Origin of the sequence: Lysinibacillus sp. UBA6686, assembly GCF_002455205.1 — a bacterium.
GTDB lineage: Bacteria > Bacillota > Bacilli > Bacillales_A > Planococcaceae > Lysinibacillus > Lysinibacillus pakistanensis.
On the sequence record NZ_DKJS01000006.1, the window covers coordinates 40,337 to 65,444 of the forward strand.

Consider the following 25,108-nt stretch of genomic DNA (forward strand, 5'->3'; position numbering starts at 1 on the left):
TAAGATGAATTATAAACATGGCTCATCATCATAAGCTGAGATTGATTGCCTTATAGCAATTAAAGATTTTTACAATTTACTATAGTTTAAAAGCGAAAACTCCCGAATCGTAATTTTTGTCGAGACAAATTACGTTAGGAATTTTCGCTTTGTGTTATCCGCCTATTAAATTTATTTTACAATTTTCCACCAAAATGGAACCTAATGTATTTCAAGTAAAAGTCATAGGAAAATATGAGCTTCCTTACACAATAGTGAACGTTGTTTCCGCATTTGCAACGGAACAACTTGTAAAAGAAAAAGCATACGCTATTAGTGTGTGGAATATGAGTCAAAACCCTCTGCTACTTATGGTGAGGTTCTTCGTGATGGATATTAGTGAGGTTTGCAAGGATTAAATTTAGCTTTCTTAAATACCACTAAAATTACTATATAACCATTTTAAAATTTATATACTTCTTGAAAGTCGTTATCAAAATTCAACAGCTCCATTCTGAAGCTTATCGAAGGTTTTATTTAACCATAAAGTAAACTTTTCTTTCTCTTCGAACTGTGGATAATGAGCTGACTCTTCAAAAATAACAAACTCTTTCACAGGGGCTTCCATACTACCATAATAATTTTTTGCAGCATTTACAGACGTCATATAATCGAATTTCCCCATTACAAAAAAAATAGGCAAATCCACTTGATTTACAATCTCCGTAATAGTATGCTTTGCCCCTTCGTTCAACAACACTTCTTGTGTAACATGAATCCCTCTTAGATAACGAATTATATCTAGCCCATTATATTCAGGGTTAAAAAGAAATCCTGTTAGATAATCTGTATTATCATCAATAAGTCTTGCTGCACCTCCATATTTACGTACAAGATTTCTTGGCGTCCGAACTTCTCCCTTTTCAATCAACGGTTGAAGTAACATTAGTTTCTCTATATCATCTGAATTTCCTTCTTGTTTTGCCTGTTCCAGTGTAAATTCTAAACTGTCCAACTCACTTTGAACTACATCTGCTACTTGCCCAATACCTATATACCCATAATATTTCTCAGGTGATTTATCGATAGCTTTCATTCCAATATAAGTGCCAAACGAATGTCCAACTAATAAAACCTTTTCTTGGTTAAACCTCTCCAAAATGTAATCAGTTAATGACAATAAATCTTCAACCAGCAAGTCAGTGGTTAAGTTTGAATAGTCTTCGAAAAAATGATAGGATTTTCCACTGCCACGCTGATCATAATGTACAATAGTAAATTGCTTTTCAAGGTCTTTTTGGTATTTTCTTACGTATGGAATTTCAGAGCACCCTGGACCACCATGAACAAAAATGAGAATCGGATTACTTGAATCTATTCCTCGAATCATAATTTCATGTCCTGTTCCGTTAATTTCAACCTGCTCCAGCGTACTTATGCTTTGCTCCCCTTTAATATGAGGCGTCCATGTAGGAAAAAATAGACCGAGTAAAACAATTAGCAATGTAATTATTAAACTAAACCTGAATATTTTAGTTAACCTCTTTCACATTCTATTTCTCTCCTAACGGCATAGCCATATATTTACTCATTACTATCCCCCAAACTTCAGAATAGTCAAAGGTATTTAAGCTATAATTGATTTATTACATGAGTTGTTTCTAAAAACCGCACTTACTCGCTGCTTATTTATATTATTATAACCTAGTACAAACCTGAAAGAAGTCAAAAACAAGTAAAAGTCACCCATGAGTAAACTATCAACGCAGGTCTGTTGAACAAGAAGGCAGAAAAAATGGTTAAAGGGCATTTAGTTCATTTGCAGGTAATTGAATTTTTTTCACGAGAAATTAGTTTGTAAACAGTACTTGAACTTCTATTCGTTTTGAACGTATGAAATTAGAGCGTAGTTTAATTGAGGATTTTTTAGGAACCTTTATTTAAGGAAAGGAGGAACTCGTTTGTTTTTATATCATATGGTTATTCACAATGATATCTTCGAAAATATAAGTCCCCAAATCGTATTAAAGGAAGGATTAAATTACAAGACATCAACTAAGTGGTATTCCAAGAGTGCTAATTTATTTCCAGATTTAACGGAGCGTTTCAGACCAGCAAATTTACCAAAATGGATTGATTTTGAAGTTGCTTTCGGAGTAGATTTGGAAGTCGACGAAAGTCCTCACTATCGGTTTCCAGTGTTTAGTGATAAAATTTTAGTTTTTAACCGAGATATATCAAGTGATTTATTTGCTTATATTGAGGACATGTATGATGGTGGCAAAGGGCGTATTATTGAGGGATTACCTTCAAGGGAAGATTTAATGAAAAATTATTGGGCAAGTATGAACACTCTCGAAGATTATTTAAATAATAAGCCTTTTAATAACCCTGAAGTTTATATTTTTGAGCAAGTTCCAGCAAAGTTAATTGACTACATAGAGTAAATTACTGTTCAACAATCGGGCGCGATTCTGTAATAAGGATTAACGCTCATTTTCATTAAATGGCCAGATTGTTGAAGATAGTAAATAAATATTTATATTTAATTGAATTGGTACTATGAAGGATTACACTTAAACTAATGGGACAGTTTATTTGAGCAAAAAGCTTAAAAATGGAGGAATTAATTAAATGTATATTGTGCCTATCGGTTTTTTTATAATTTTCCTTATTTTAACGACCACGGGACTACTTTTCATGTTTAAGCTGAGAAAGAAAAATAAATATAACGTTGCTAATGGAACTATTGCTTTAGGGACTGGAATCTTTTCTTTAATAGCCTGCATATTCTTCTTGTTTTTTAGCGAAATTTGATTTCCTTCTTTAACTAACAGGGCGCTTTACTTGAAGATCATTGAGTTGCGTATGCAGTTCTTTTTTCTTGTTAAACTAACGGAGCAGTTTAGTGCAACAAGGGACGATAGAAATATACAATAAATATGGAGTTTTGGGGAATAATGATACTAAACAAATTTAAGGAGAATCAGAAATGAAAAAATTGCTTTTTAGCCTTATCTTCGTTTTAGTAATTCTTCCTTCACAGACACACTCTGAGAATAAAATTGAAGAGTTTCCATCTTGTTCAGCAATACTTGAACCAACAAAAAACGTACCTAAAAATGCCAGAGGAGTAGCACTGATCTATAATATTGAAAGAAAGTTTAATGATGAACGAACAAGTCTCAGTGTTCACGCACTTCATTTACCAAAACCATCTAGTTTTGGGGATTATGATGGTTATGAAGTATTAGCATATATTCCGAAGGAAATAAGTTGGATTTTCTCATTGTCCCCTTTAACTAAATATGGAGAAACTATTTGGGCTGGGAATTTAGATGAAGTTTCTCCTGTAATAAGACCTACTCGTATCAAAGTCCGAACAGTCAATACAACGACAAAGAAAACGGGTCCTATTGTACTTGAAAAAATACTAAAACCTTGTTGAAGAATACAAGAAGAAATAATCAAACTTTTTTATAAACCTTAAATTTAAATATTCAAGATAAGAATCCATTTAGGAAAAAGATTGATCAAAATGGATTCTTTTTATTTGTTATCATCTTCTTTTTATATTATTAGTTCAATTGGTATCTTATCCATGTGTTTGTCCCTTATGTTGGATTTGGATTGGTTACTACCGCCAAACCTTTATAAAGGATTTTTTTATGGGGAAATATAATTACAGAAAATTCAGACTCAAATTGAAACCTAAGCTATTTCAATGCGACGCTAGTGTCTTGATATAAAAATGAACAATAGATAACATTAATTCTTTGGGATGTTTATAAAAGGCCATACAAAAAGGCCACCAATTAGGTAGACAGATGAATTTTTTTATTTCATCTGTCTACCTAATTGGGAGCATATCAATAATAGCTGTCTGTTTTTCTTGATACGTATTATTAAAACAATAATTACTTTTTAAACAGTTATTTATAGTAGAATTAATAATAACGTTATTGTAAGAAATGGAGTGAATAAAGTTGGGAAGGGAAGAAAAGAAAAGACAAACTAAATTAGCTATAACAAACGCTGCTTTCAAATTATTTTCGGAAAACGGATATGAGTCGACAAAGGTTGAAGATATTGTGAAATTAGCTGGAGTTTCTAAGGGTACTTTTTTTAATTATTTTCCGACAAAAGAGGCAGTCATAGAGGATTTTGAAAGAATTTCAATCTATTCAGAAGCTGAAAAATTAATGAATATCACAAGTCCAGTAGTACCTAAACTACTCTCTTCGTTAATTAATATCGTACATAATTTAAACTATACAAGGTCATTAAGAAGAGCAACTTTAATGGCAACTCTCTCAAGTGCTAATAATTTAAATAATCACATAGATAATATGAATAATCTTCGTGCTTTATTGATTCCAATTTTTAAGCATGGACAAGAAACGGGGGAATTTACACAAAAATTATCCCCTGAAACACTGGCAGACTTAACTATTCAAATGTTTATTGGTGTATTAACCCACTGGTGTCTTGGTGGAGGCGAAGATGATCTTATTACACAACTTATGATGAGTTTTGATGTATTCTTTAAAGGAATATCTTCATAAAGATCCTGTTGATTTCCAAAGTAATCCTGCGAGAATAGCCTGGGTTATAAAAACTCGCAGGAATGTTGTCAAAGAGAGAATTGGAGACAAGCAGAGAACTAATATATACTCTTCTTATTAAATTTATCGACTAAACTTTGAGAACGTCTATGATTTGTACCAGAGAATAATAGACTAATAACCGGTAATTTTCGAATAATAAAATACGATATTAAATGGCTAAAGACAATCCCCAATAGTGATGCTAATACGAATTTTATATAGCCTGAAACAGGTACACTAATTAAAATATATTGAATTCCAATTAAAACCGGAATATGAATAATGTAAACACAAAAGGAATTTTTAGCTAGCGTCTCCATCCATTTTGATTTTCTATTTAATTTACGTTGAAATAATTCAATTAAACCAATTGAAAGTCCTGTACATAAAAAGGTCTCATAGATTGCATAAATAAGTGAACTACTATCCCATCCACCCCTTGAATGTGGTACAAACCCAATGACATTTAAAGCAATTAATAAAACCCCTATAAATAACCATAAATTACCAACACCTTTAGGGATATGATAAATCCAGTTACTATTAGCAGCTGTTATTCCCAAAACTACAAATGCTAAATATTGAGGAAAGTGTGCATACTCCATTTGGATAAAACCTAGTACACCAATCCATTCATCAATCGAATAACTTGTTCGAACTAAAAAAGTGATTAACGATACGATAATAACAAATATAAAAATATGTTTATGTGTTGGAGAAATTGAAATTTTTGGTAAATTAATATTTTTAAAAAGATTCATTAATAATAGATATATCAGTGAATAAATAAGAAGATGTTCAATAAACCAAAGATGGCCAAAATTTAGGTCTGGCCAAGATGGCCCTGTCCAATTTAATGGTTTTTCACCAAATCCTAGATAAATATTTCTATAGTATTCATATAACGATAGGTTAGGGTAACCACGAAATTCATTATAATAAAAGTACATTATTAAAGGAATTATTACTATAAATCCAAACAATAAAGGTATACCAATTCTCTTCAACCGATCTTTCAAAAAACCTATATTCCCTTTGTGTTTATACGCAAGAGGGATAAAATAAGCAGAAAGAAAAAAATAAAGACTCATATTAAAGGCAGAGTTTATCCCAAAAAAAACGCCCAAGTCAGAATCGACACCCAAATCTCGTACATACCAAAAACCATTTGCCCCGCCATAAGGTTGACCTGCATGGTGGACGATTACAGTGCAAGAAAGAAACACTTTTAAAAAATCCATAAAATGAATACGTGTATTAGACAACTTACATTTCCCCTTTTTTTTGGAAATAGCCACTAAACTATTTATAATATTTTTTATACTCACGGTCAATATTTATCTTACTATTTTATTGATTAAATTTTAGAATATTTATTTTATAATTATTATTTATGACTAAGGGTCAATTTATATATGGTTAATTACGTGGAATTTCACTTTAATATAAAATGTTTAGTGCAAAATAAAAAGGGACAGAATGTAACTGGAAATTCTAGCAGTTATAGGTCCTTTAAAACGTAAAAAAATATCATTGTCCGTACCCTTCAAATCTACTAACCTTCTAATTGGCAAAAAAGTCGATTAGGAGGAATGGAAAGGATGCTTACAATGATACAAGTTCATCATATCAAATTTTTGTATGAGGAAAAGTGGAGCTACATCAAGTTTTTGGACACATCTCGCTTAAGTTTTCTTCTTGGGCAACATCCCGAATGGATTATTCCACATCCCACGTAGCCCGTCAAAGTGAAAAGAGCCATTGACCGCCTACGTGGGATGTAGACATCAACTGAACAGGTCGATGCTCGCTTTTATTGTTATTTAAAGAAAAGCCTATTCAAGAGTTATTAATCTTGGATAGGCTCGTTTATATTTAAACAATAAAACAGTACTTACTTATGCTAAAGTCTTCGAAATTGGTCTAATTGTGTTTTCTCACATAGACCCTTCTCTAAAACCCCTATTAAAATTTCTAAATTGCATAAAATTAGATGAAAACTCTATATTTGAACAAAGAGTTATTTACCTTTTAAGAATTAAAACTCGGAACTAATTTATCGTTTACTAGCCAAACTTCATTATGGATTCTCACCACCTGTTTCAATTAGCATTAATGTATAGTAGTTCCCTTCTTCATCTGTGTAATTAGCACTGTGGCAAATAATTGGCTCTGTTACATAGGCAACAGCATAAAGCGGTACAAGCTCCTCATCAATTTCCTCATGTGTGAAACTATTGTTTCATAACCTACTTCATGAATTGATATTTCCTTTCCTAATTTTTGCTCCAATACCTCTGTTAAACGTTGGATTGCTATCATTTTCAATATCCTCCTTATTTTTATGAACAGAAAAAGCCCTAACATCCATTTCAGATGTTAGAGCCTATTTATCACTTGAAATTTTATACATTTTCAATATATCCTTTCTCTTTCATTGATACATAGCAATTATCACCTAGTACAATATGGTCAAGCATCTCCACTCCAATGATTAAGCCTGCTTCAACTAAGCGTTTTGTGACTTCAATATCCTCTTGGCTTGGTGTAGGGTCGCCTGATGGATGCGGATGACAGCAGATGATGGAAGCCGCATTACTTGCGTTGCATAGCTGTGTCATAATTTTGGACTACTTGAATTATTACATAATAGTAAAAACAATTAAAAATAGCCAATAGTTCTTTGTATTTATTTTCACTATCATATGGCTTACAAGTAAAAAAACGACACAATAGTCAAAAGACTATTGTGTCGTTTTTTTAATATTAATACTTGAATGAAGCAGCGTAAGATCTAATATCAGTTGTCGATGAAGGAGTTATGCTAAACCCAACACCCGAGCCTACAGATATTCCTACAGTACCTGTAATTCTGTTGTGTCCATATTCTAATTGAGCATTCGCAGTACCTGAAAGACCAGATTGAATATAAAAATATTGAGAAATTGTACCTTCATTAAATTGATTTGCATTTAATGTTGTACGTAAATCATGTGCGCTTGCAACTCCTGCACCAGTTTGCCATTTATCAGGTTTTGCTGAAGATGCTAACAGTGTAGAACCACCTGTTAATTTATTGTACATAGAAGTAGATGAATAATGACCGACAATATCCCCATTTGAAGTTTTGAAATATACACCTAAACTAGAAGGGAATCCGATTGTAATTTTATCAGTTAGATTAAATGCAGGGTGAGTCAACCAACGGAAGTTTGCATAAGCATAAAACTTATTGTAACCAGATACATCACTTGTATTTATTTTAAGAACATCTCCGATAAAACTTAAATCTCCTTTTGGAATATCAGCTAGTGTAGTAAATCCTTTTTCGTCAAATGAATAAACTTCATTAAAACTACCAACTACTTCTGCTTTTCCTGCAACGAAATCTTTTAGATGACTAGCAGGTAATGCATTAATTTTTGCCTCTGTAAATCCTAATTCATTGTAAAGATAATCTAGTTCATCTGCTGTTAACTCTTGAATTTCAGCACCCTTTACAAGAGGATTAAAAAATAAAAACGATGAACATAGTACAACTATAAAACCAAATTTTTTTATCATGGTAAAACCTCCCTTTTGTTCACGATAACATATTTTTAACCTATTTAAACATCTTTTTGATATTTTGGTTAATTTTTACTAATAGACTAATAATTACAGATAGTAAAATAACTATAATTAAACCTATAGACATGATTAAGCCATCAATATAATCTGTTAAACCAAATGCTCCTAGAATGAAAAAAACAATTAAACTCAAAAATAAAGTTAATAAAGCTATAGAAAAATGCTTCATAAATTCACCTTCCCTTATATTCTTTTAAATTGTTCCATAATAATATTTATTTCCTAAACTATGAATTATTTTCATATTTTGGAATAACATTACACACAAATTATACATACTTATTCCAAATAAAAGCAATAAACTATTGGAAAATGGTAAAAAGTAAAGCAATTTGGGGCTTGATATTGATTGGTTTCATCGTAATACTCTAGAGCTAATTTTAATATTTTTTCAATTAAAAACACCTAAAACATTGTTAAATCAACGTTCTAGGTGATTCTTTAAAAAAACCGCACCTACTTATGATAAGGTTCTCCCTGTCTTACTAAGTAGTAAAGCGTCATCGTAATCAAACCAAAAAGTTATACACTTTATATCCTTTCGGTTTGGCTCAACTTCAATTTTTTTAATTAACGCTCTTAAAAGTAACTTTCTTTGTTCAAAGGTAGCGGTTTTGTATAGGCTATCGAAATGTTCAAGGGCTTGGTAAATCGTCTCTTTAGTAATAGTTGATTCGCTTTGTAAATCTTCATATTCCCTTTCAACCCGCCTCTTTCTTTCCTCCATATCATCTATATCCTTTAGGATTGATTCGGCTTGCATATTATAAACCCTCGCTCCAAGCTTTTCAGAGGAATAGTCACTATTAAGCTTATTTAATAAGGCTTTTTTCTTCTCCAAATTTTTACTACTCAACAATAAAGTATTTTTCATTGAGCTTTTTTCAAGTAGTTTTTGACTTTCAATCCTCTCAAGCACATCTTCAACTATCGTTATATCGTTTAATAGCTCTTTAACCCTTTGGAGTACCTTCTTTTCGATACTTTCTTTACCAATTAAATTTGATTTACAAGCTTTTAACCCTTTACTGGCAAATGCTTGACACATATAGTATAAATGATAACCGCTCCCATCCCTTTTTTTCGACTTATTCATTACAGTTCCTGAACCACAAGCAGGACAACGGAGAATTCCCGAAAGAATAAAATCGCCATGAAAATTTCTATTTTTTGATACACTCTCTTTATTAGTATTATTAATTGCTTGGGCTTTAGCCCATAAATCGAGGGAAATTATTGCTTCATGCTTTCCCTCGACTAAAACATAATCTTTAGTAACTCCATTCCGCCTTTTAGTATTCCAGTCCTTTCTCTTCCCCCATCTACACTTACCTATATAAACTTCATTCTCTAATATTGTCTTGATCGTACCGATACTAAAGAGATTTCCCTTTTTTGATCTATAACCTTCCTCATTTACGGTTTTAGCAATATATTTATATCCCTTACCTTCTGCCCTTAACTCAAATATTCTTTTAACGAGATTTGCTTCCTCGGTATTAATAACTAGCTGCTTATTTATATTATTATAGCCTAGTACAATTCCACCGTTCCAATAGCCTTGTTCTGCTCTTTTTTCCATACCAGCTTTTACCCGACTTATAATCATTCCACGCTCATATTCAGCAAAAGTACCAATCAGATTTATGAACATTTTTCCGTCAAGAGTTGAGCTATCTAAATTATTATCGCTCACCAATAAACGGCAATTGTTAGGCACTAATACCTCATCTTGCAATTTGGAAATATCACTAAGTCTTCTGGAAATCCTATCTACAGTTTTAACAAGGATTGCTTGAAACTTGCCGTCATATAAATGCTTAAATAAACGCTGAATTTCAGGACGCTCATAACTTTTACCCGAATAACCATCATCAGAATAGACATCATAAACCTCCAAGTTATTACTTTCAGCATATTTCTTCAAAGCATCCTCTTGAGCTCCCAAAGAGTACCCTTCCTTGGCTTGCTCCTCTGTAGAAACTCTCGTGTATATAGCTACTTTCATATGATGTTTGGTCATATACTTTGCCTTCCTTTACTTATTTACATAATTTTTTATTATGCTAGCCAATATGTTAATTAGCTCATTTCTTTTTATTTCCCCAACAGAAGGAATAATCAGTTTTCGTTCCTTGTAATTATTATTTTCTCCCGCTTCCACTCGTCTCTCTCCCCTTGATGTAAAATTTTTATAGAATCGGTTCGTGTACACCTTTAGTTTTTATTTCACCGTAGCAATACATTCCCTCATAGAAATCTTTACGGTCTAATATTCGTTTCACCTGAACTTTCGTAAACCTTTTACCTTGCTGCGTCGAATAACCTTCATTATTTAGCTGAGAAGCCAATTGAGACAAAGACCAGCTTCGGAAATTCCCCTTTAACTCAAATAATCGTCTTACCGTTTTGGCTTCCTCTTCATTAACCCTCAGAAATTTTTGTCCCTTTTTAGCCGTATAACCATATATGGGTTTTCCCCCTGCATATTTCCCTTGCTTTGCTTTCATATTTCGTCCTCGTGCCAGTTTCATAGTTATCTCCATACGTTGATACTCGTCCAGTAACTCTATTAAACCGTTCACTAAAAAATCGTTTGGGTCTTTCTTATAAATGCTATAATTCGGCTGTTCAATACTTTTAACATCCACTCTAAATTTTTTTAACTCCCGATGAACTAAAACTTTAACAATATCAGACCGCCATAACCGGTTAGTGTTTAGCACAATTACGAAATCTACCTTAGAAGTAGAAATTTCAGTTAACATATCTTGAAAGCCTTCCCTTTCTACCTCTAAGGCTTCTTCATCTATTTTTGCTCCACTTATACCAGCATCGATAAAGCACTCTAGTAAATTCCACCCTTGCTTTTCACAAAATAATTTTATTTCATCTTTTTGATAAGTTAGGCTATAACCATCTTTTACTTGTCCTAAGGTAGAAACTCGTATATACCCTATTACATTCACCATTTTTCCTCCCACCGTAACGGAAATTCTAATTATCGTAACGATTTAAACACTTTACCTTTATTTGGTAATTTATTACTAGGCAAGCATATTACGTACTGATGTAAAATTACAACCCTAAGTTTCGATGAATCTTACTAAGGGCACTTGCATTTTTGGGATATTGGTTTTAATTTTTAAAGGAATAAAGTGACTGCCTTTTATACGCTAGAACACAGCTATAAGTAACTATTATGACAAATCTATAGAACTTAATGTTTTAAAGGATTGCAAAAGGTCTAATTTTCATTTTTAAACCACATAATCTTAAAGGTAGTGGACTGAATATAGTTTAGAAAATCAATAGTAATCTTATATCCGTCTACCTTTTTTAAATTCCCTTCAAGGTTCTTTAAATTCTCCATTATTTCAGTATAATCACCTTTGATAATCTTTGGCTTCTCTAGGTTACTGCTTTGTAAATAAAGACGTTTTCCAAAAGAACGTTCATCTGCTTTAAACTCAATCAAATTTTTTATTAAATAATTTTTTAATCTCGCATATTTATCAATAATTTGAGGGGAATAAATATTCTTTACATTGACTATTCCATGCCCCCATATATCTTGAAATACACCAGTTCTTAATTCTCCTGTAGGTATATCAGGTAAATTAATCAGCACATGGAAATGAACTGTACCACGGTTTTGAAAGGAACGCACAGCTAGATATTTAAAATCAGAATACTTATCACGCATACGTTTTATCCAATTGTCAAAATCCCGGCTGGCTTGCTCTAGCGACACATTTTCCTTTGCATAAGTCAGAGTCACATATTTATCGCCTAGCTTAAAGTTCATATCCATTAAATCACCGAAAGTTTCCTTTTCCTTCATAGTAAGTTTCCGAGCTTTAGGCTCTCTTTTCTCTTTCTTACTATATTTCCTTTCTTTAATACCGTTATTTTTCAAAATAGCTATTTTTATCATTTTCTCAATGGTGGAAAGTCCAGAATCCCTCTCTACCTTCATAATTTCTACTTGTCGTTCAGCCTTTGTTTTCTTAGAGGTATCTCTCTTCCTAATCTTTTTTCCATAACGCTTCACTTTGATATAATCACCTATACGTTTCATTTCACTATCATAATATTCCATATTATCCCATCCTCTCAACCCATAGTCCCCCCGTTTTTTTGGGGTTCAACATAAATAAACCAAGAGAGATGAAATGTACTCCGCAAATTCTCATGGAAACAAAAGTTAAATGCATACGGCGGTTTTTTCACATTCAAGGAACGGGATGGTGTATCTATCATCGGATTATAAGGAGTAGGAGCGGAAATAAACAGGGGACGGAGCGAAGCGAAGTCCTCCGAGCATAGCGAGGAGTGAGATTAGTTTATCTCTTGATTATTTCATTATGGAAAACGTCCCTTCAATGAGGGCATGAATCACCCATAAATATTAAGAAGTAGAAACTTCAGCTTCGCTGAAGTGCTATTTTTTCACTTTCTTTCAACTAAATCCTTTTCAATTTTCTGTGTCTCTGTTTCTTTATATCCATTTATATGCTCTAGCTTTTTTCTGTTCATTCAAATTTCAGTAGGAGTATTCAGATGTAAATTTCATTCTACTTCTTAATATCCACCTATATTTTATCTAAAGCGTTAAAGCGCTAAAGTACACAAGTGGGCGTGTGGGGCTTTATCACCTTAAAGCGACATATAGTTTCATATTTCCACATAGATTTAGAACGAGGTGTGGGAAATACAGGAATCCTTAACAGCACGATCACACATAAAAATGCACATAAAAATCTTTAACTACTAAGTGCCGTTATCTATCTTTTTCCTTTCGAAGGAACCTGGTAATTTAAAAACAAACTCAATCCCTAGTTTCAAATGGTTAAAGGCTTTTTAAACAAGGCATTTGCCATTTTATATCTTCCCCAGCTAAACTACCATAATTATTACGTCAAAAGCCCCTTAGATGGTTTCTGGAAGTTTAGCAACCAGTTATCACCTAAGGGGCTTTATAGCCATTGGAAATTTGCTTATTTTTCATTAACTAATTTAACAAGACCTTTTTTAATAATCACAAAACCTCTTTCTTCCCATGCCTTCACAAATTTTTCAGTACAAGTTATCTCCACACCGCTCTCTTCATTTTTCATCACATATCCTTCTCGTTCGTTAGATAGTTCGTCATAAGCGTTCTTCATATTTTCCACTTCTTTCTATCGTATTTATGAGACTTTTTTTCTCCTCGCTAATAAATAAGTTTCTTAGTTATTAAAGATTTCGAGAGCTGTATATATTTTTTATCGAGAGAACTCTCTATATATTATTAAAATAAGCCCCCACCTATTTCTAATACGTTTCTTCTATTTCCAACATGTTAGCGAGATTAGAACGAGCTTCATATACTTGCTCTTCCAAACCTTCACCTACTCCTAGAACCATTTTTATAAATTGCTCACTTACATATTTTTCCTTATCGGTGTAATTGGCCGAATTAGTTTCTACTTCTCTTGCATTATCAGAGATAGATTTTATAACCTCATTACTCGGAAATTCACCGTTTTCAAACGCTACGTTTAGTTCATGGAATGCCCATAGAGCATTACTATAATAATTTTCTCCAATACCTTCTGGTACATTTGGAGAGCTACCTAAATAATAGGCTAAAAATAATACTACGATAATTCCGAGAGCCCATATAACCTTACTTTTCCATATAGGCTTCCTCTTTACCAATACATCATCCATTTTTAGCTCACTAATTAATATATTCCTCCTACTTTTTGATTATTCGTCTTTCTTTATAAAAAAACATATAAAAATCGGTACGCTTAAGCGTACCACTATATTATTTAGTATATGGTAAGTTTTCCTTAATAGTCAATATCAATCGATTGTAGGGAGAGCTATGACAAGAAAAGTCAAAGTGAAGATTCATGAACTAGTCAATCAAAGAGGAATTTCATTAAGGGAATTATCTCGATTAACTGATATACGCCATGCTGCTTTAAGCGAACTAGCTAATCAAAAAAGGCAAAATATAAACTTTAGTCATATAGAAAAAATCGCAGATACTTTAGAGTTAGATGATATTAGAGACATCATTGACCTGATAGAAGTCAAAGACAAGTAAAAGTCGCTCCATACATAGGGCGACTTTTTTTAATATACTCTAATGTTTAAATTATTTACTCCTTGTATTTTTTCTTCAAGTATTACAATGTAAGATTTTATTTTAGACCTCAATTGCCCTTTTTTTACTTCCTAACTGTAGCAAGATGTCATTCAAAACAAAAAGTTATTTACGTTTATATTTTTTATTGAAAGGCTCTCTCTACTCATAACTTTCTCCAATACTTTCTTAATCATTAGATTGCTATCATTTTAATAATCCTCTAATTTGTTTATAGTTTGAAGAATTGCATGGAATATCTTTAACAATCATATACTTAAAATAAAATGATTTTAATTTATGAGCAATTAAATATCAATGGGTGTATTTAAACACCGATAAATATTCAATAAATTTCCTTTTATTAAATCAAATATAGTTACACATAATTATAAAATATGATATAAGATTAATGAGAGGTGTTTTAAATGTTTACAAGCGAATTATGCTTACAAAATAAATTTATACAACTAAAAGAAGCCGAATTAAACAAAAATGAAAAAATCCTAACAGAGTTTAATGCGCGATTCGGAAATGTAGATATGGTTCAGGTATTTATTAACGATTCTAACTTACTCAGTTATGATCAAGCCAATTTACTTTCAACATACCAATTTGCTAAGGTATTAGCCTTTTTACATAAAAAAGCAATTCGTACCTTCACCTATCTACAAAAATGTACGGATTATGGAGAGAAAACGTTAAGCTCTATATTATCTAAGTTAATTAAAGCAAACATTGTTACAGAAATTAATTCAAATCGGTACATTATCTCAGAAGAATTTGAATTCCCTATGCTACAATTCATATCTTATGAAGCAAAATTACAAAAATGGAAAAAAGCTATACTTCAAGCTTCCATTAATAAAAAATTCTCATCTTATTCTTATGTTGTATTACCAATTGAATTAGCATACAAATTAAAACAAAATAAAATAAATTATTTTCAAACCTATAATGTTGGCCTGATTGGTGTTTCTGATAATAAAATTGAATACCTATTCAATCCTAAAAAAGAAACTTTGAAATTTACAATTAATCCTTCGTTAATTTCTAGTATTGCTAAGTATCAAATAGAAACTTCTACCTTTTCTATTTCAGCTCAATAAAAAGAAGCTATTACTAACTGGAATAGCTTCTTTATTGTTTGTACTGTTTATAAAAAAATAAAGTTATCTTCTTGAAACCCATTTAAGGCATTTTTATAATTCTCTATATGCCTACCATTAATCTTTTGTAATGGATTCAGTTCATTGTATCGTTTTATATTAGAATCTGCTTTATCAACTATTTCATTCACTATCCTTAACTTTTCATCTATACTTCCTTTTTCTACAATTTCTTCAACCACTTTCTTCAAAGCCTCAAAATATTGTTGATAAATTTCATTTAAGTTTATACTTTCAATATTTCCTGAGTTAATTTTGTCATCTAACTCACAATCACACAGAATCCTACCATACATTTCCTCTTTATATTTCTCAGGAATACTAAATATTTCGTCCTCTATTGCTAATTCAAAAAGCATCTTCATAGAAGTATATCTTTTCTTTTGCCTTCCCATACCGTCAACTGGTTCTAAACCTTTTTGTTCCTTATTAAAGTTTCTTAATGAGTAAAACCAGCCTGTACCAATTGCCTCAGCTCCAACTGCAAAATATAGGATACTCTCTATCCCCACATAACCAATGATAACCTTTAAACCAAGATTTTTTAAATCATAGATAAATTGAAGCATATTTTGTAGTCGAGTTGGATTAAAATCATGCCTATGTTTATTATTATTCTCCCGATCAATAGTAATATATATACCATGGAATTTATGAGATATATCACTAAAATCGTCTAAAAAGTCAGCAATATATGACTTATTTTCAAGAGCACTTTCGCTAAAAATAATTGAAACGTATTTCTCAGCTTCTATTCCTCTGTCAGATACTTCCTCGCTAAAAATCTCCCACATATCGAAAAGTTTATCAACTATTCGATCATTAAAACTATATAAATATAGAGACGGAGCCATTAATGCATTTACATTAAAATCTAATTGAAAATCAATTGAACTCTCTACTAAATTTTCGATATTGCTTGTGTTTCTTAAAAAATTTCTATCTATATCTTGCTCAGGAAAGTAAGGAAGGTCATTCAATTTTTTTGGTATCGATCCAGAAAATTGTTTATAATACACTTTTAAATCTACTATATTTTTACCAGAAGAATATGCTTCATTATCTTCCCTTACATCCTTAATTCGACTTATAGTTTCCTCTCTTGGATCCCAAATTACTCCGTCTATTAACTTGTTAGCATAAAATCTATCTATCTTTGGCTTCCAAGCAGGACCATGTTGTGCAAAAATCATTATTCTTCCTCCTGACCCATTAGATTTTCTAATTGACATAATAATTCATCTAAATTTGACCATCTTCGATGCCTTTGTGGTGTTGCCAATCTAGATATTACTTTACTAAATAGCATTAAAGACCTAGAACTAGAATCTTTATCTTTCCATAGCTGGAATATGTGATACATGTCTCTAATTTGGTTTATCCCCATCGACCGAGTTTCTGGTAGAAATATTTCTATTGCAATTAATCCCAATGGAAATAAATCTGTTCTAAAGTCCCAAGTATAATTGGAAGTTCTTTTTTCCTGCTCAGGAGCCATATAATAAGGGGTTCCTATTGCCATTCTTGTACCAGTAAGCTTCTCCTCTTCATTTGATTTTACCAATCCAGCATCTATTATTTTAAAATTACCTTTATAATATATAATATTCCTTGGAGTTAAATCCCTGTGTACGTATCCACTATCATGCATTACTTTAACTTGATTAACCATTTGGAATAAAAATGTAATAACTGCATCAATATTTTGGGAACTACGATATAACTCACTACTATTTAATGTATCTCCCTCAAATCTTGTTTCAAAATAATAAATAAAACGGTAATCCTCCCTTATTAACATTTGATGTTCTTCAAAAATCTCTAATTGGGGTAGAATAGGGCATTTTTTTGATGCATTAAGCTCTCTGATAATTCTTTTAGATTTAGCCTCTATTTCATAATCTCGTTCGGATTCAAAGTCACTAGTTGATATTTCTCTAAATGCTAATTTGTTAAACGTGATATAGGGTGAAACATCAACAAATTTAAGCATACTTACATTTCCAGTACTAAGAGCTACTTGGAATACCTGCCTCTGCCCACTTCTAGGTAACTTATTAACAGATGTTACTATTAATCCTTTTTGTTGTAATATGTTCTGAACATCTTCATCATTTATAATGTATGGATCCATAATTTCTCCTTTACAAAAAAATAAATTAGTGTTATCCCTTTATTACTTCTCACCTATAAATTATTGTATCATATTACCAATGTAGTATATTTCTAAATATGTATGTTTTGGTATAAAAAAATAAAAAATCCCTTCAATACGTTCATATAACTTGTTGAAGAGATTTTTATGTGAAACTATTCAATAAAAAATTTCTATCTCAAACTTCCGCTTTACTATCACTTGTGATACGGTTCACCCTTCATAATCCTAAAACTCCGATAAATCTGCTCCACCAGGACTAGCTTCATTAGCTGGTGGGGTAATGTCATTTTGCCGAAGGACTGCTGCTCGTCAGCTCGCTTCAATACTTCATTGTGTAGGCCGAGGGAGCCACCGATGACGAAGGCGATTTTGCTTTTGCCATAGGTCATGAGGGATTCAAGATCTGCTGCCATTTGTTCAGAGGTTTTCATTTTGCCGTTAATCGCTAGGGCGATAACGTATGTATCTGGACTAATTTTGGAGAGGATACGTTCACCCTCCTTTTTCTTGACGATGTCCATTTCGGCATCGCTTAGCTGCTCGGGGGCTTTTTCATCTGGTACCTCAATGATATCCATCTTTGCATAACCACCGAGTCGTTTCACATATTCATCGATGCCCATTTTTAAGTACTTTTCTTTTAGTTTGCCGACTGATACAATCGTTATATTCACACGTTATCCACCTTTACAATTCATTTACAAACAAATTATCCACAGAAGTTATCAACATATCCACATAGCATTCCTATATATTGTGTAAAGTTATTTACTTGATACAATATATTCTGCTGGTTGTTCACAGTAACTACATTTTGTGGATAACTTTTTTTCCTCTTCGACTTTATCCATAATTGGGAATACTTTTTGCTCCGCTACAAACATGTCTAAAGCGTGATCTATATGGTTTTCGCAGCTGTATTTTTCCATTTCTCTATGTCTCCTTGTTTTCCGAAATTTCCACAAACTTATTCACATTTCAGTCTATGTTATCCACAATCTATTGTAACAAAGGACTGACAAGTATGAAAGAAAAGGCTTTCTCTTGCTGTTTTGATGTGTAGAGATATTATTCACAATTTTCTAGTTATCCACAATATTTGCTCTATCCTTCTGTATAAGGCTAGTATCCACAAAAAAATCAGTGAGGATTATTAACCCCTCACTGATTTATATTTACAATGAATTGCTATTTGTTAAAGTTAGTGATAGCTCCACTAATTTACCTTGGCGGTATACTTTCATTGTTAATTTATCACCAATTTTTTTATCATTATATAAATGTTTGCGTAAATCAATTGCTGTTTCGATTTTTTTGCCATCCATTTCTACAATGACATCATATTGTTGGACACCTGCTTTTGATGCTGGTGAGTTATTTACAACGTCTGTAATGACAACACCTGTCGTAATATCTTTCGGTAATTTTAATGTTTGCTGTTGGTAGAATGATGGTACATCCGTTAAATCAGCTAGCTGAATACCCATTGTTGGACGTTTCATTTCACCATTTTTCTCTAATTCCTCAATAATTGGAATGGCTGAGTTAATTGGAATTGAGAAGCCTAATCCTTCTACAGAGGATTCAGCAATTTTCATGGAGTTAATGCCGACTAATTCTCCTGCAAGGTTTACTAATGCACCTCCACTATTACCAGGGTTGATAGCAGCATCTGTTTGTAAAACCTCTTGCTGCCAATCAATTGTTCCATCACCATTTATATCAACCGGTACAGAACGATCCTTACCAGAAACAACACCTGTCGTAACAGATCCATAAAATTCTAAGCCAAGTGGGTTACCAATTGCGATTACTGTTTCACCTTGTTTTAGGACATCTGAGCTCCCAAATTTTGCAACTGTTTTAACATCCTTAGAGCTGATTGAAATAACCGCTAAGTCTGTCCATTCATCTCTACCAACTAACTGCGCTTCTTCCTTCGTTCCATCTGGCATTGTTACTTCTAGCTGTTTTGCGCCCTGAATAACATGGTTATTTGTCACGATAAATGCCTTGTCACCCTGAACCTTATAAATAACACCTGAACCGCTTCCAGCAGGCTGTGTTGATGTTGTTGGCGGATTCCAGAATCCACCGCTAGTCACTTCTTGTATATTAGTTATACCTACAACTGCACCTGAGGCCATATCTACTGCTTTTGTAACATCCGTTGTCACTTCTGTTGCTACTTGATTGATGGTCGTTTCATTTTTACCTGTATTGCTTGTCGTTGTACCAGGCATCTGGTTAACAAGCCCAGGTAGCATAAGCCACACAAGCAGAGCACCTATGATGACCCCAATGAGACCACTAAAGAAGTAACCGCCTTTACCTCCTCCGCCGCCACCTTTCTTTTTTTGACGCTTCTCTTGTATTTCTCGCTCCTCTTTTTCAAGTCGCTCTTGAAGAGGTGATTTCTGTATTTCATCATTATTTAGGAAATCACGATTTTTATCATCATCTTGGAAATAGCCCATTTTCCTCATCCTTTCATGTATTAGTATTTGTTAGTTGTTACCCTAATATTACGATTCAAACATTAAAATCAGATGAAAAATAAATAAAATGGACATAAAAATGGCTGTCTCATCGTATTTTTTTAAATTACGATGAAACAGCCTCTTAAAAAGTTTCAATAATATTAAACTGTTACCAATTGGGTTGGTTCCTCTGCATCCGTATCAAATAACTTAACATACTCTCCTACAATAATACCGCAGGATTGTAATGTTTGTGTGACACTCATGCGTGCAAGCTCTTTCATATTATTATCCTTACTTAAATGCGATAAATAAATATTTGTTGGCTTTTCAAATACGACTTCACTCATAGCTACTGCCGCATCTTCATTTGAAACATGCCCTACATCACTTAAAATACGGCGTTTTATTGACCATGGATAACGGCCCATTTGTAGCATATTCACGTCATGGTTACTTTCAAAGACAAAGGAATCTGCACCTCGAATAATACCCTTCATGCGGTCGCTAACATAGCCTGTATCCGTGATAACAACAAGCTTGCGCCCATTTTCATGAAAAGTATAGAACATTGGATCCGCTGCATCATGTGACACAGCAAAGGATTCAATAGCTATTGAGCCAAAGTGCTTTACTGTATCCATTTCAAATTCAAAACGTTGCTCTAGGGGAATATCACCAACAAGCCCGTCCATCGCCTGCCATGTCTTGGCATTTGCATAAACAGGTACATTATATTTTCGTGCCAATACACCAATTCCCTTAATATGGTCACTATGTTCATGTGTCACGAAGATGCCACTCAGCTGTTTCATATTACGGTCGATTTTCGCAAATAGCTGCTCCATCCTTTTTCCACTTAGCCCTGCATCGACAATAAATGAATGTTCATCATTCTCTACATATATCGAATTGCCTGTACTGCCACTTGCTAAAACACTAAATCGCATTATTCAACTCCCCAGTCTTCCTCTTCTCCCTCTTGCTTGTCCTCTTGAATATCAATAATTTTTCCTTCCATCGCATCAACAAAGTATTCTTCTGACTCACCGTCTGCTAATTTTACTTGTACTTCCCATGTTGGTATCAACACTTGTGTTTGTGTTTGTGTTAAATTACTAAAAGTCGAATAGCCCAGCTTTATATGAGTAACACGTGATTCTGCCTTTAATAGTCCTTTTGCATACAATGTTTGGATAATTTGAAGTGGTGGAATAACTGTTTCTTGTTGTTCTATTTCTTCAATATTATCAATCATGGTCTGCTCATACATAATAACTTCGTCGTCCATATTCCATTTTATTTTTAATGAGGCACTCTCATTGTAATAGAACATTTGATTATTTTTCTTCTGAAAGAAGATAGCGACTCGCTCCTCACGATCTACCTTCCATAATGCATAGGAATCTCCCGCTTTAACATTTGTATGGAGAAACTCAGTAAAGCTTGTATTATCATTAATATTTCGTAACTTCACAGGATTTATAAAAACAACATGAGCTAGTGTTCCATCAATATTAGCTTGCTGATTTTTATCAGGGAAATCACTACCCGTAAACTTATGCACTTTGCCCGTAATATAAGTTGCAGATTCATTGCTAGGCAATGCACCATACGTAATTTTATCATCCTTTAAACGGGTTTCTATTGTTCTTTCACCAGGTATTTCTACGCTCTGCGCTTCATTATAACGTTTTAAATATAACGAATACAAGAAGATGTCCAGTATTAAAAAAACGATGATGAAAATAGATTTTGTTCTATTCCAATCCATTTACGACACCTCCTAATAATTCAGGCGTCAATTTTGTCGCTATACCGTTATGAACAACAAACCAGCATGGCTCTAATGTCATTATGCTAGTGGAATCTTGTTTTAAATAATACCCTACCACAACATCATCTATATCTGACAGAACAAAATTATTCAGTTGCTGAATCTTTTCCAAAATCTCCACACCTGAAGGCAGCTCTTTTATCTCCTTCTCGGTTGGAATATCGAAAACTAAGGAATAATAAGGGCGTTTGTAGCGGAATATAACATTATCCCCCCAAACAGTCGTAATCTTGCTGATAACTTGATCACTATAAACTGGTAACCCCTGTAAATATTGCTGATACTCTAGCTGATTTTTATTAGTATTTTTTGATACATAGCGATAATCAGCTGTAAATCCACCGTGCTCGTTGATAAATTCAAAGCTATCCTTCAAGAGCTTAGATGGCTCTATGATGGCACTACTTTCTACAGCTGGATATACATAGGTTAAAGATTTTAAGTTTGAATCAACAGTCATTCGTGATTTGCCATCCTGATATTTTTCAGTCATTGCACTTTCAATACTACGCTGAACAATATTTGGATTTGGAAATAACACGTTTTTAAAAGATTCAAGTGGCTCCTCTATAAACGTATACATATATTTGGTAGATTCAATTTTATCATTAGGCATATAAAGTGAGGTAAAGCCATCACGTTCAATTTCTTTAAAAGCGCTATATGTTTTCGCTGGCTCAATAACATCCCTTATAAATGGATTGGTATTTTGCAGGCTTACACGTGAACGCATTAAAGTCTTATTATTACTACTAATGAAAAAGATCTGTAATTCTTTGTTGCCATAATTCGTCCAATCAATAATCATACGATTAAAGGTTGTTTCAGGTATTTCCTTATCAGCAAACTGGAAAATAGAGCTAAAGGCAGAGTAAGGTATTTCACCTGTAAAAAAGATGGTCATACGATTATTCGTACGAATCATTTCATTTACATAATTCGCAGTAAGATTATTATTGATTGGCACTAAATCAAGAATATTCCAGCCTTGAAAAGCTTTCATAATATCCTTCATCGCGCCATTGGATGCCGTTCCCGTGAACTCCTCATCAAAACGATAAATTGCCTTATAGGGACGAATGATATCCTCCATCCTCTTCTGAGATCCAATTAGGATTTCTTTTCCCTCAGTTTGTTCAATAATTTTATAATCTGGTGTATATGTCCAAATGATAAAGGTTAAAATGACACTCAACATGACGAGTAGAAATAATACAACTGATTTAACTGGCTCTATATATTTCATGCCCACTCACCTGCCTCGTCAAAATCATCTAAATCATAAGGTAATGTGAAGAATATGGTTGTACCTTGACCTTCCTCACTTTCAGCCCAGATTTTACCTCCATGCGCTTCAATCATTTCCCTGGCAATAGCTAGTCCTAGACCTGTACCGCCCATAGAACGAGCACGTGCGCGGTCCACACGATAAAAACGATCGAAAATGCGTCCTACATTTTCCTTAGGAATGCCCATACCATCATCAGAAATCATAACCTTCAACATCTCACCTTGCACAGTAAAACCAAATCGGACATTTCCACCATCTGGAGAATACTTTATTGCATTAGAAATGATATTATCAATTACCTGTGTCACTTTATCTGTATCAATTTCCACATAATAAGATGCTTCTGGGAATAAACGTTGGAACGTTACCTTGTCAGACTTTGACATTTCAAAGCGATCAATAATACGATTAAAGAATGAATTGAAAAGAACAATATCCTTATTCAATTCATAATCCGCACTATCCATGCGTGATAACTGCAACAAGTCATTCACTAAGCGAATCATTCGCTCTGTTTCTGTTTGTGTAACATTCAAAAAAGTTGGAGCAATATTTTCATCTTTCCAGGCACCATCCGCCAATGCCTCTAAATAGCTGCGCATCGTTGTTAATGGTGTGCGTAACTCATGTGATACATTGGATACAAATTCCCGACGATCCATTTCAATTTTTTCCTGCTCTGTAATATCGTGCAGTACAGTAATTAAACCATTGATGAAACCTGTTTCTTTTTGAATGACCGAGAAATTCGCACGCAAAATATAGGGTGCGTCAGTTATACTAAAATTTAAATTCAACGCATCATTCATGTGTATTAAATCCTCAAAGCTATACTCTTGATCAATTCCTAAAACAGACGCAATTGGGCGGCCTAATGTAATATCCCTAGAAATATGTAAGAGCTCTAATGCGGGATCATTAATAAGGATGATGCGTCCCTTTCGATCTGTCGCAATAACACCATCCGTCATATTACTAAGGACCGAATCAAGCTTTCGTCTCTCTGCATCTGTAGTGGATTGGGCTTCCTGCAAGCGATTTGTCAAATGATTAAATGTTATAGCAAGCTGTCCTATTTCATCTGTTCCATAAACACGTACTTTTCGTGAATAATTTCCTTTTGCCATCGCCTGTGCCTGTTTACGCATATCTGCAATCGGCTGTGTTATTGTTCGTGCTACTAAAATTCCTAAAAAGATAGTAATCACCAAGGACACAGCAGTCCCACCAAGGAAAATACGGTTAATGTCATTCACTTGTCCAAAAACAGATTCAATATTAGCTTCAATATAAAGAACCCCTATAACTTCATCATCCGTACCTGCACCATTTCGAATGGGTGTCGCTAACACCCAAATTCGATTTCTCGTTTTATTATCAAGTTTGATATTTTCAAATAATGTCTCTGCTGACAATGCACGTCGGACAAGATCCGTATTTGAGCGCTGTCCAATCAGATTTTGATTTTCTAACTCAGATGTTGCACGTATCCGCTGTCGATTGTCAATAACACGAATCTCTAAAATATCTCCATAAGAAACATCCTTCAACCCTGTAGAAAACTCCATCACAATCGTTTTCAGGCTTTCTTCAAGTGTTGGCATACTTTCATCGCGTTCCTTTAAAATTTCCTCACGAATGCTGTATTGCATTAAATCAACACGTTGGAAAATGGAATCTCGAAAATTGGTTTTTAAATTATCCTCCAATTCACGTGCAAAATATATACCTATTATTTGCAAAGCAAGTAATATTAACAAAATATAAATAAGCACTAGCTTGACATGAATTGATTTAAAGAAGCTAACTTTTTGCATA

24 protein-coding genes and 1 pseudogene are annotated in these 25,108 nt (G+C 33.2%); 5 read left to right on the plus strand and 20 right to left on the minus strand.

The features are described from left to right. Positions 1-472 precede the first annotated feature (472 nt). Positions 473-1,492, minus strand: a complete 1,020-nt coding sequence (locus B2R82_RS01485; RefSeq protein ID WP_376781225.1) for an alpha/beta fold hydrolase — start codon at positions 1,490-1,492, stop codon at positions 473-475. 448 nt (positions 1,493-1,940) lie between these two features. Between B2R82_RS01485 and B2R82_RS01490 the strand changes: the two genes are divergently transcribed. The 3 genes from B2R82_RS01490 to B2R82_RS01500 all read left to right on the plus strand — a co-directional run bounded on the left by B2R82_RS01490 (position 1,941) and on the right by B2R82_RS01500 (position 4,544). Further along, positions 1,941-2,426 (plus strand): hypothetical protein, encoded by a 486-nt coding sequence (locus tag B2R82_RS01490; protein ID WP_286923190.1) that lies wholly within the window; start codon positions 1,941-1,943, stop codon positions 2,424-2,426. A 545-nt stretch (positions 2,427-2,971) separates the two neighbouring features. After that, positions 2,972-3,427 (plus strand): hypothetical protein, encoded by a 456-nt coding sequence (locus tag B2R82_RS01495; protein WP_286923191.1) that lies wholly within the window; start codon positions 2,972-2,974, stop codon positions 3,425-3,427. Positions 3,428-3,965: 538 nt separating this feature from the next. Then, positions 3,966-4,544 carry a TetR/AcrR family transcriptional regulator gene (locus B2R82_RS01500; RefSeq protein ID WP_283870034.1) on the plus strand — a complete coding sequence of 193 codons (579 nt, stop codon included), beginning with the start codon at positions 3,966-3,968 and terminating at the stop codon, positions 4,542-4,544. Positions 4,545-4,642: 98 nt separating this feature from the next. On the opposite strand, the gene B2R82_RS01505 is transcribed toward B2R82_RS01500, so the two are convergent. From B2R82_RS01505 to B2R82_RS01550, 10 genes and pseudogenes are all read right to left on the minus strand, one after another. Then, the gene (locus tag B2R82_RS01505) at positions 4,643-5,851 is read right to left on the minus strand and encodes an acyltransferase family protein (RefSeq protein ID WP_286923192.1); all 1,209 of its coding nucleotides are present in this window, start codon (positions 5,849-5,851) and stop codon (positions 4,643-4,645) included. 910 nt (positions 5,852-6,761) lie between these two features. Beyond that, the gene (locus B2R82_RS01510; RefSeq protein WP_286923193.1) at positions 6,762-6,908 is read right to left on the minus strand and encodes a hypothetical protein; all 147 of its coding nucleotides are present in this window, start codon (positions 6,906-6,908) and stop codon (positions 6,762-6,764) included. A gap of 83 nt (positions 6,909-6,991) precedes the next feature. Continuing rightward, positions 6,992-7,180, minus strand: a pseudogene (locus tag B2R82_RS01515) (JAB domain-containing protein); the annotation flags it as partial. 172 nt (positions 7,181-7,352) lie between these two features. Next, on the minus strand, positions 7,353-8,150 hold the full coding sequence (locus B2R82_RS01520; protein ID WP_286923194.1) for a hypothetical protein: 798 nt from the start codon (positions 8,148-8,150) through the stop codon (positions 7,353-7,355). A 526-nt stretch (positions 8,151-8,676) separates the two neighbouring features. Next, positions 8,677-10,239 carry a recombinase family protein gene (locus B2R82_RS01525; RefSeq protein ID WP_286923195.1) on the minus strand — a complete coding sequence of 521 codons (1,563 nt, stop codon included), beginning with the start codon at positions 10,237-10,239 and terminating at the stop codon, positions 8,677-8,679. Between the two features lie 15 nt (positions 10,240-10,254). Beyond that, complete coding sequence (locus B2R82_RS01530; protein WP_286923196.1) at positions 10,255-10,380, minus strand: hypothetical protein; 126 nt, start codon at positions 10,378-10,380, stop codon at positions 10,255-10,257. A gap of 28 nt (positions 10,381-10,408) precedes the next feature. Beyond that, entirely contained in the window at positions 10,409-11,185 is a 777-nt protein-coding gene (locus B2R82_RS01535) for a recombinase family protein (protein ID WP_286923197.1), read from the minus strand. Positions 11,186-11,463: 278 nt separating this feature from the next. Beyond that, complete coding sequence (locus B2R82_RS01540; RefSeq protein WP_286923198.1) at positions 11,464-12,336, minus strand: rolling circle replication-associated protein; 873 nt, start codon at positions 12,334-12,336, stop codon at positions 11,464-11,466. 880 nt (positions 12,337-13,216) lie between these two features. Then, positions 13,217-13,384 carry a hypothetical protein gene (locus B2R82_RS01545; RefSeq protein WP_205445382.1) on the minus strand — a complete coding sequence of 56 codons (168 nt, stop codon included), beginning with the start codon at positions 13,382-13,384 and terminating at the stop codon, positions 13,217-13,219. Between the two features lie 148 nt (positions 13,385-13,532). Beyond that, positions 13,533-13,931, minus strand: a complete 399-nt coding sequence (locus tag B2R82_RS01550; RefSeq protein ID WP_286923199.1) for a hypothetical protein — start codon at positions 13,929-13,931, stop codon at positions 13,533-13,535. A 160-nt stretch (positions 13,932-14,091) separates the two neighbouring features. Between B2R82_RS01550 and B2R82_RS01555 the strand changes: the two genes are divergently transcribed. Beyond that, the gene (locus tag B2R82_RS01555; RefSeq protein ID WP_286923200.1) at positions 14,092-14,316 is read left to right on the plus strand and encodes a helix-turn-helix domain-containing protein; all 225 of its coding nucleotides are present in this window, start codon (positions 14,092-14,094) and stop codon (positions 14,314-14,316) included. Between the two features lie 467 nt (positions 14,317-14,783). Further along, positions 14,784-15,464, plus strand: a complete 681-nt coding sequence (locus B2R82_RS01560; RefSeq protein ID WP_286923201.1) for a hypothetical protein — start codon at positions 14,784-14,786, stop codon at positions 15,462-15,464. Positions 15,465-15,511: 47 nt separating this feature from the next. On the opposite strand, the gene B2R82_RS01565 is transcribed toward B2R82_RS01560, so the two are convergent. The 9 genes from B2R82_RS01565 to walK all read right to left on the minus strand — a co-directional run bounded on the left by B2R82_RS01565 (position 15,512) and on the right by walK (position 25,107). Continuing rightward, the gene (locus B2R82_RS01565; RefSeq protein ID WP_286923202.1) at positions 15,512-16,717 is read right to left on the minus strand and encodes a hypothetical protein; all 1,206 of its coding nucleotides are present in this window, start codon (positions 16,715-16,717) and stop codon (positions 15,512-15,514) included. Then, complete coding sequence (locus tag B2R82_RS01570; protein WP_286923203.1) at positions 16,717-17,658, minus strand: protein kinase domain-containing protein; 942 nt, start codon at positions 17,656-17,658, stop codon at positions 16,717-16,719. The genes B2R82_RS01565 and B2R82_RS01570 overlap by 1 nt, the downstream gene beginning before the upstream one ends. A 218-nt stretch (positions 17,659-17,876) precedes the next feature. Then, positions 17,877-18,356 carry a 23S rRNA (pseudouridine(1915)-N(3))-methyltransferase RlmH gene (gene rlmH / locus B2R82_RS01575; RefSeq protein WP_286923205.1) on the minus strand — a complete coding sequence of 160 codons (480 nt, stop codon included), beginning with the start codon at positions 18,354-18,356 and terminating at the stop codon, positions 17,877-17,879. A 90-nt stretch (positions 18,357-18,446) separates the two neighbouring features. Beyond that, entirely contained in the window at positions 18,447-18,611 is a 165-nt protein-coding gene (locus B2R82_RS01580) for a CxxH/CxxC protein (RefSeq protein ID WP_283870180.1), read from the minus strand. A gap of 246 nt (positions 18,612-18,857) precedes the next feature. Continuing rightward, positions 18,858-20,159, minus strand: a complete 1,302-nt coding sequence (locus B2R82_RS01585; protein WP_286923207.1) for a S1C family serine protease — start codon at positions 20,157-20,159, stop codon at positions 18,858-18,860. 164 nt (positions 20,160-20,323) lie between these two features. Beyond that, positions 20,324-21,112 carry an MBL fold metallo-hydrolase gene (locus B2R82_RS01590; RefSeq protein WP_286923208.1) on the minus strand — a complete coding sequence of 263 codons (789 nt, stop codon included), beginning with the start codon at positions 21,110-21,112 and terminating at the stop codon, positions 20,324-20,326. Beyond that, a complete protein-coding gene (locus B2R82_RS01595; RefSeq protein WP_286923209.1) occupies positions 21,112-21,936 on the minus strand; it encodes a two-component system regulatory protein YycI in 825 nt (274 codons plus the stop codon). The genes B2R82_RS01590 and B2R82_RS01595 overlap by 1 nt, the downstream gene beginning before the upstream one ends. Then, positions 21,923-23,245, minus strand: coding sequence for a YycH family regulatory protein (locus tag B2R82_RS01600; protein WP_286923210.1), 1,323 nt, complete (start codon positions 23,243-23,245; stop codon positions 21,923-21,925). The genes B2R82_RS01595 and B2R82_RS01600 overlap by 14 nt, the downstream gene beginning before the upstream one ends. Beyond that, entirely contained in the window at positions 23,242-25,107 is a 1,866-nt protein-coding gene (gene walK / locus B2R82_RS01605; protein WP_286923211.1) for a cell wall metabolism sensor histidine kinase WalK, read from the minus strand. Before walK ends, B2R82_RS01600 begins: the two co-directional genes overlap by 4 nt. Position 25,108: the final 1 nt, after the last annotated feature.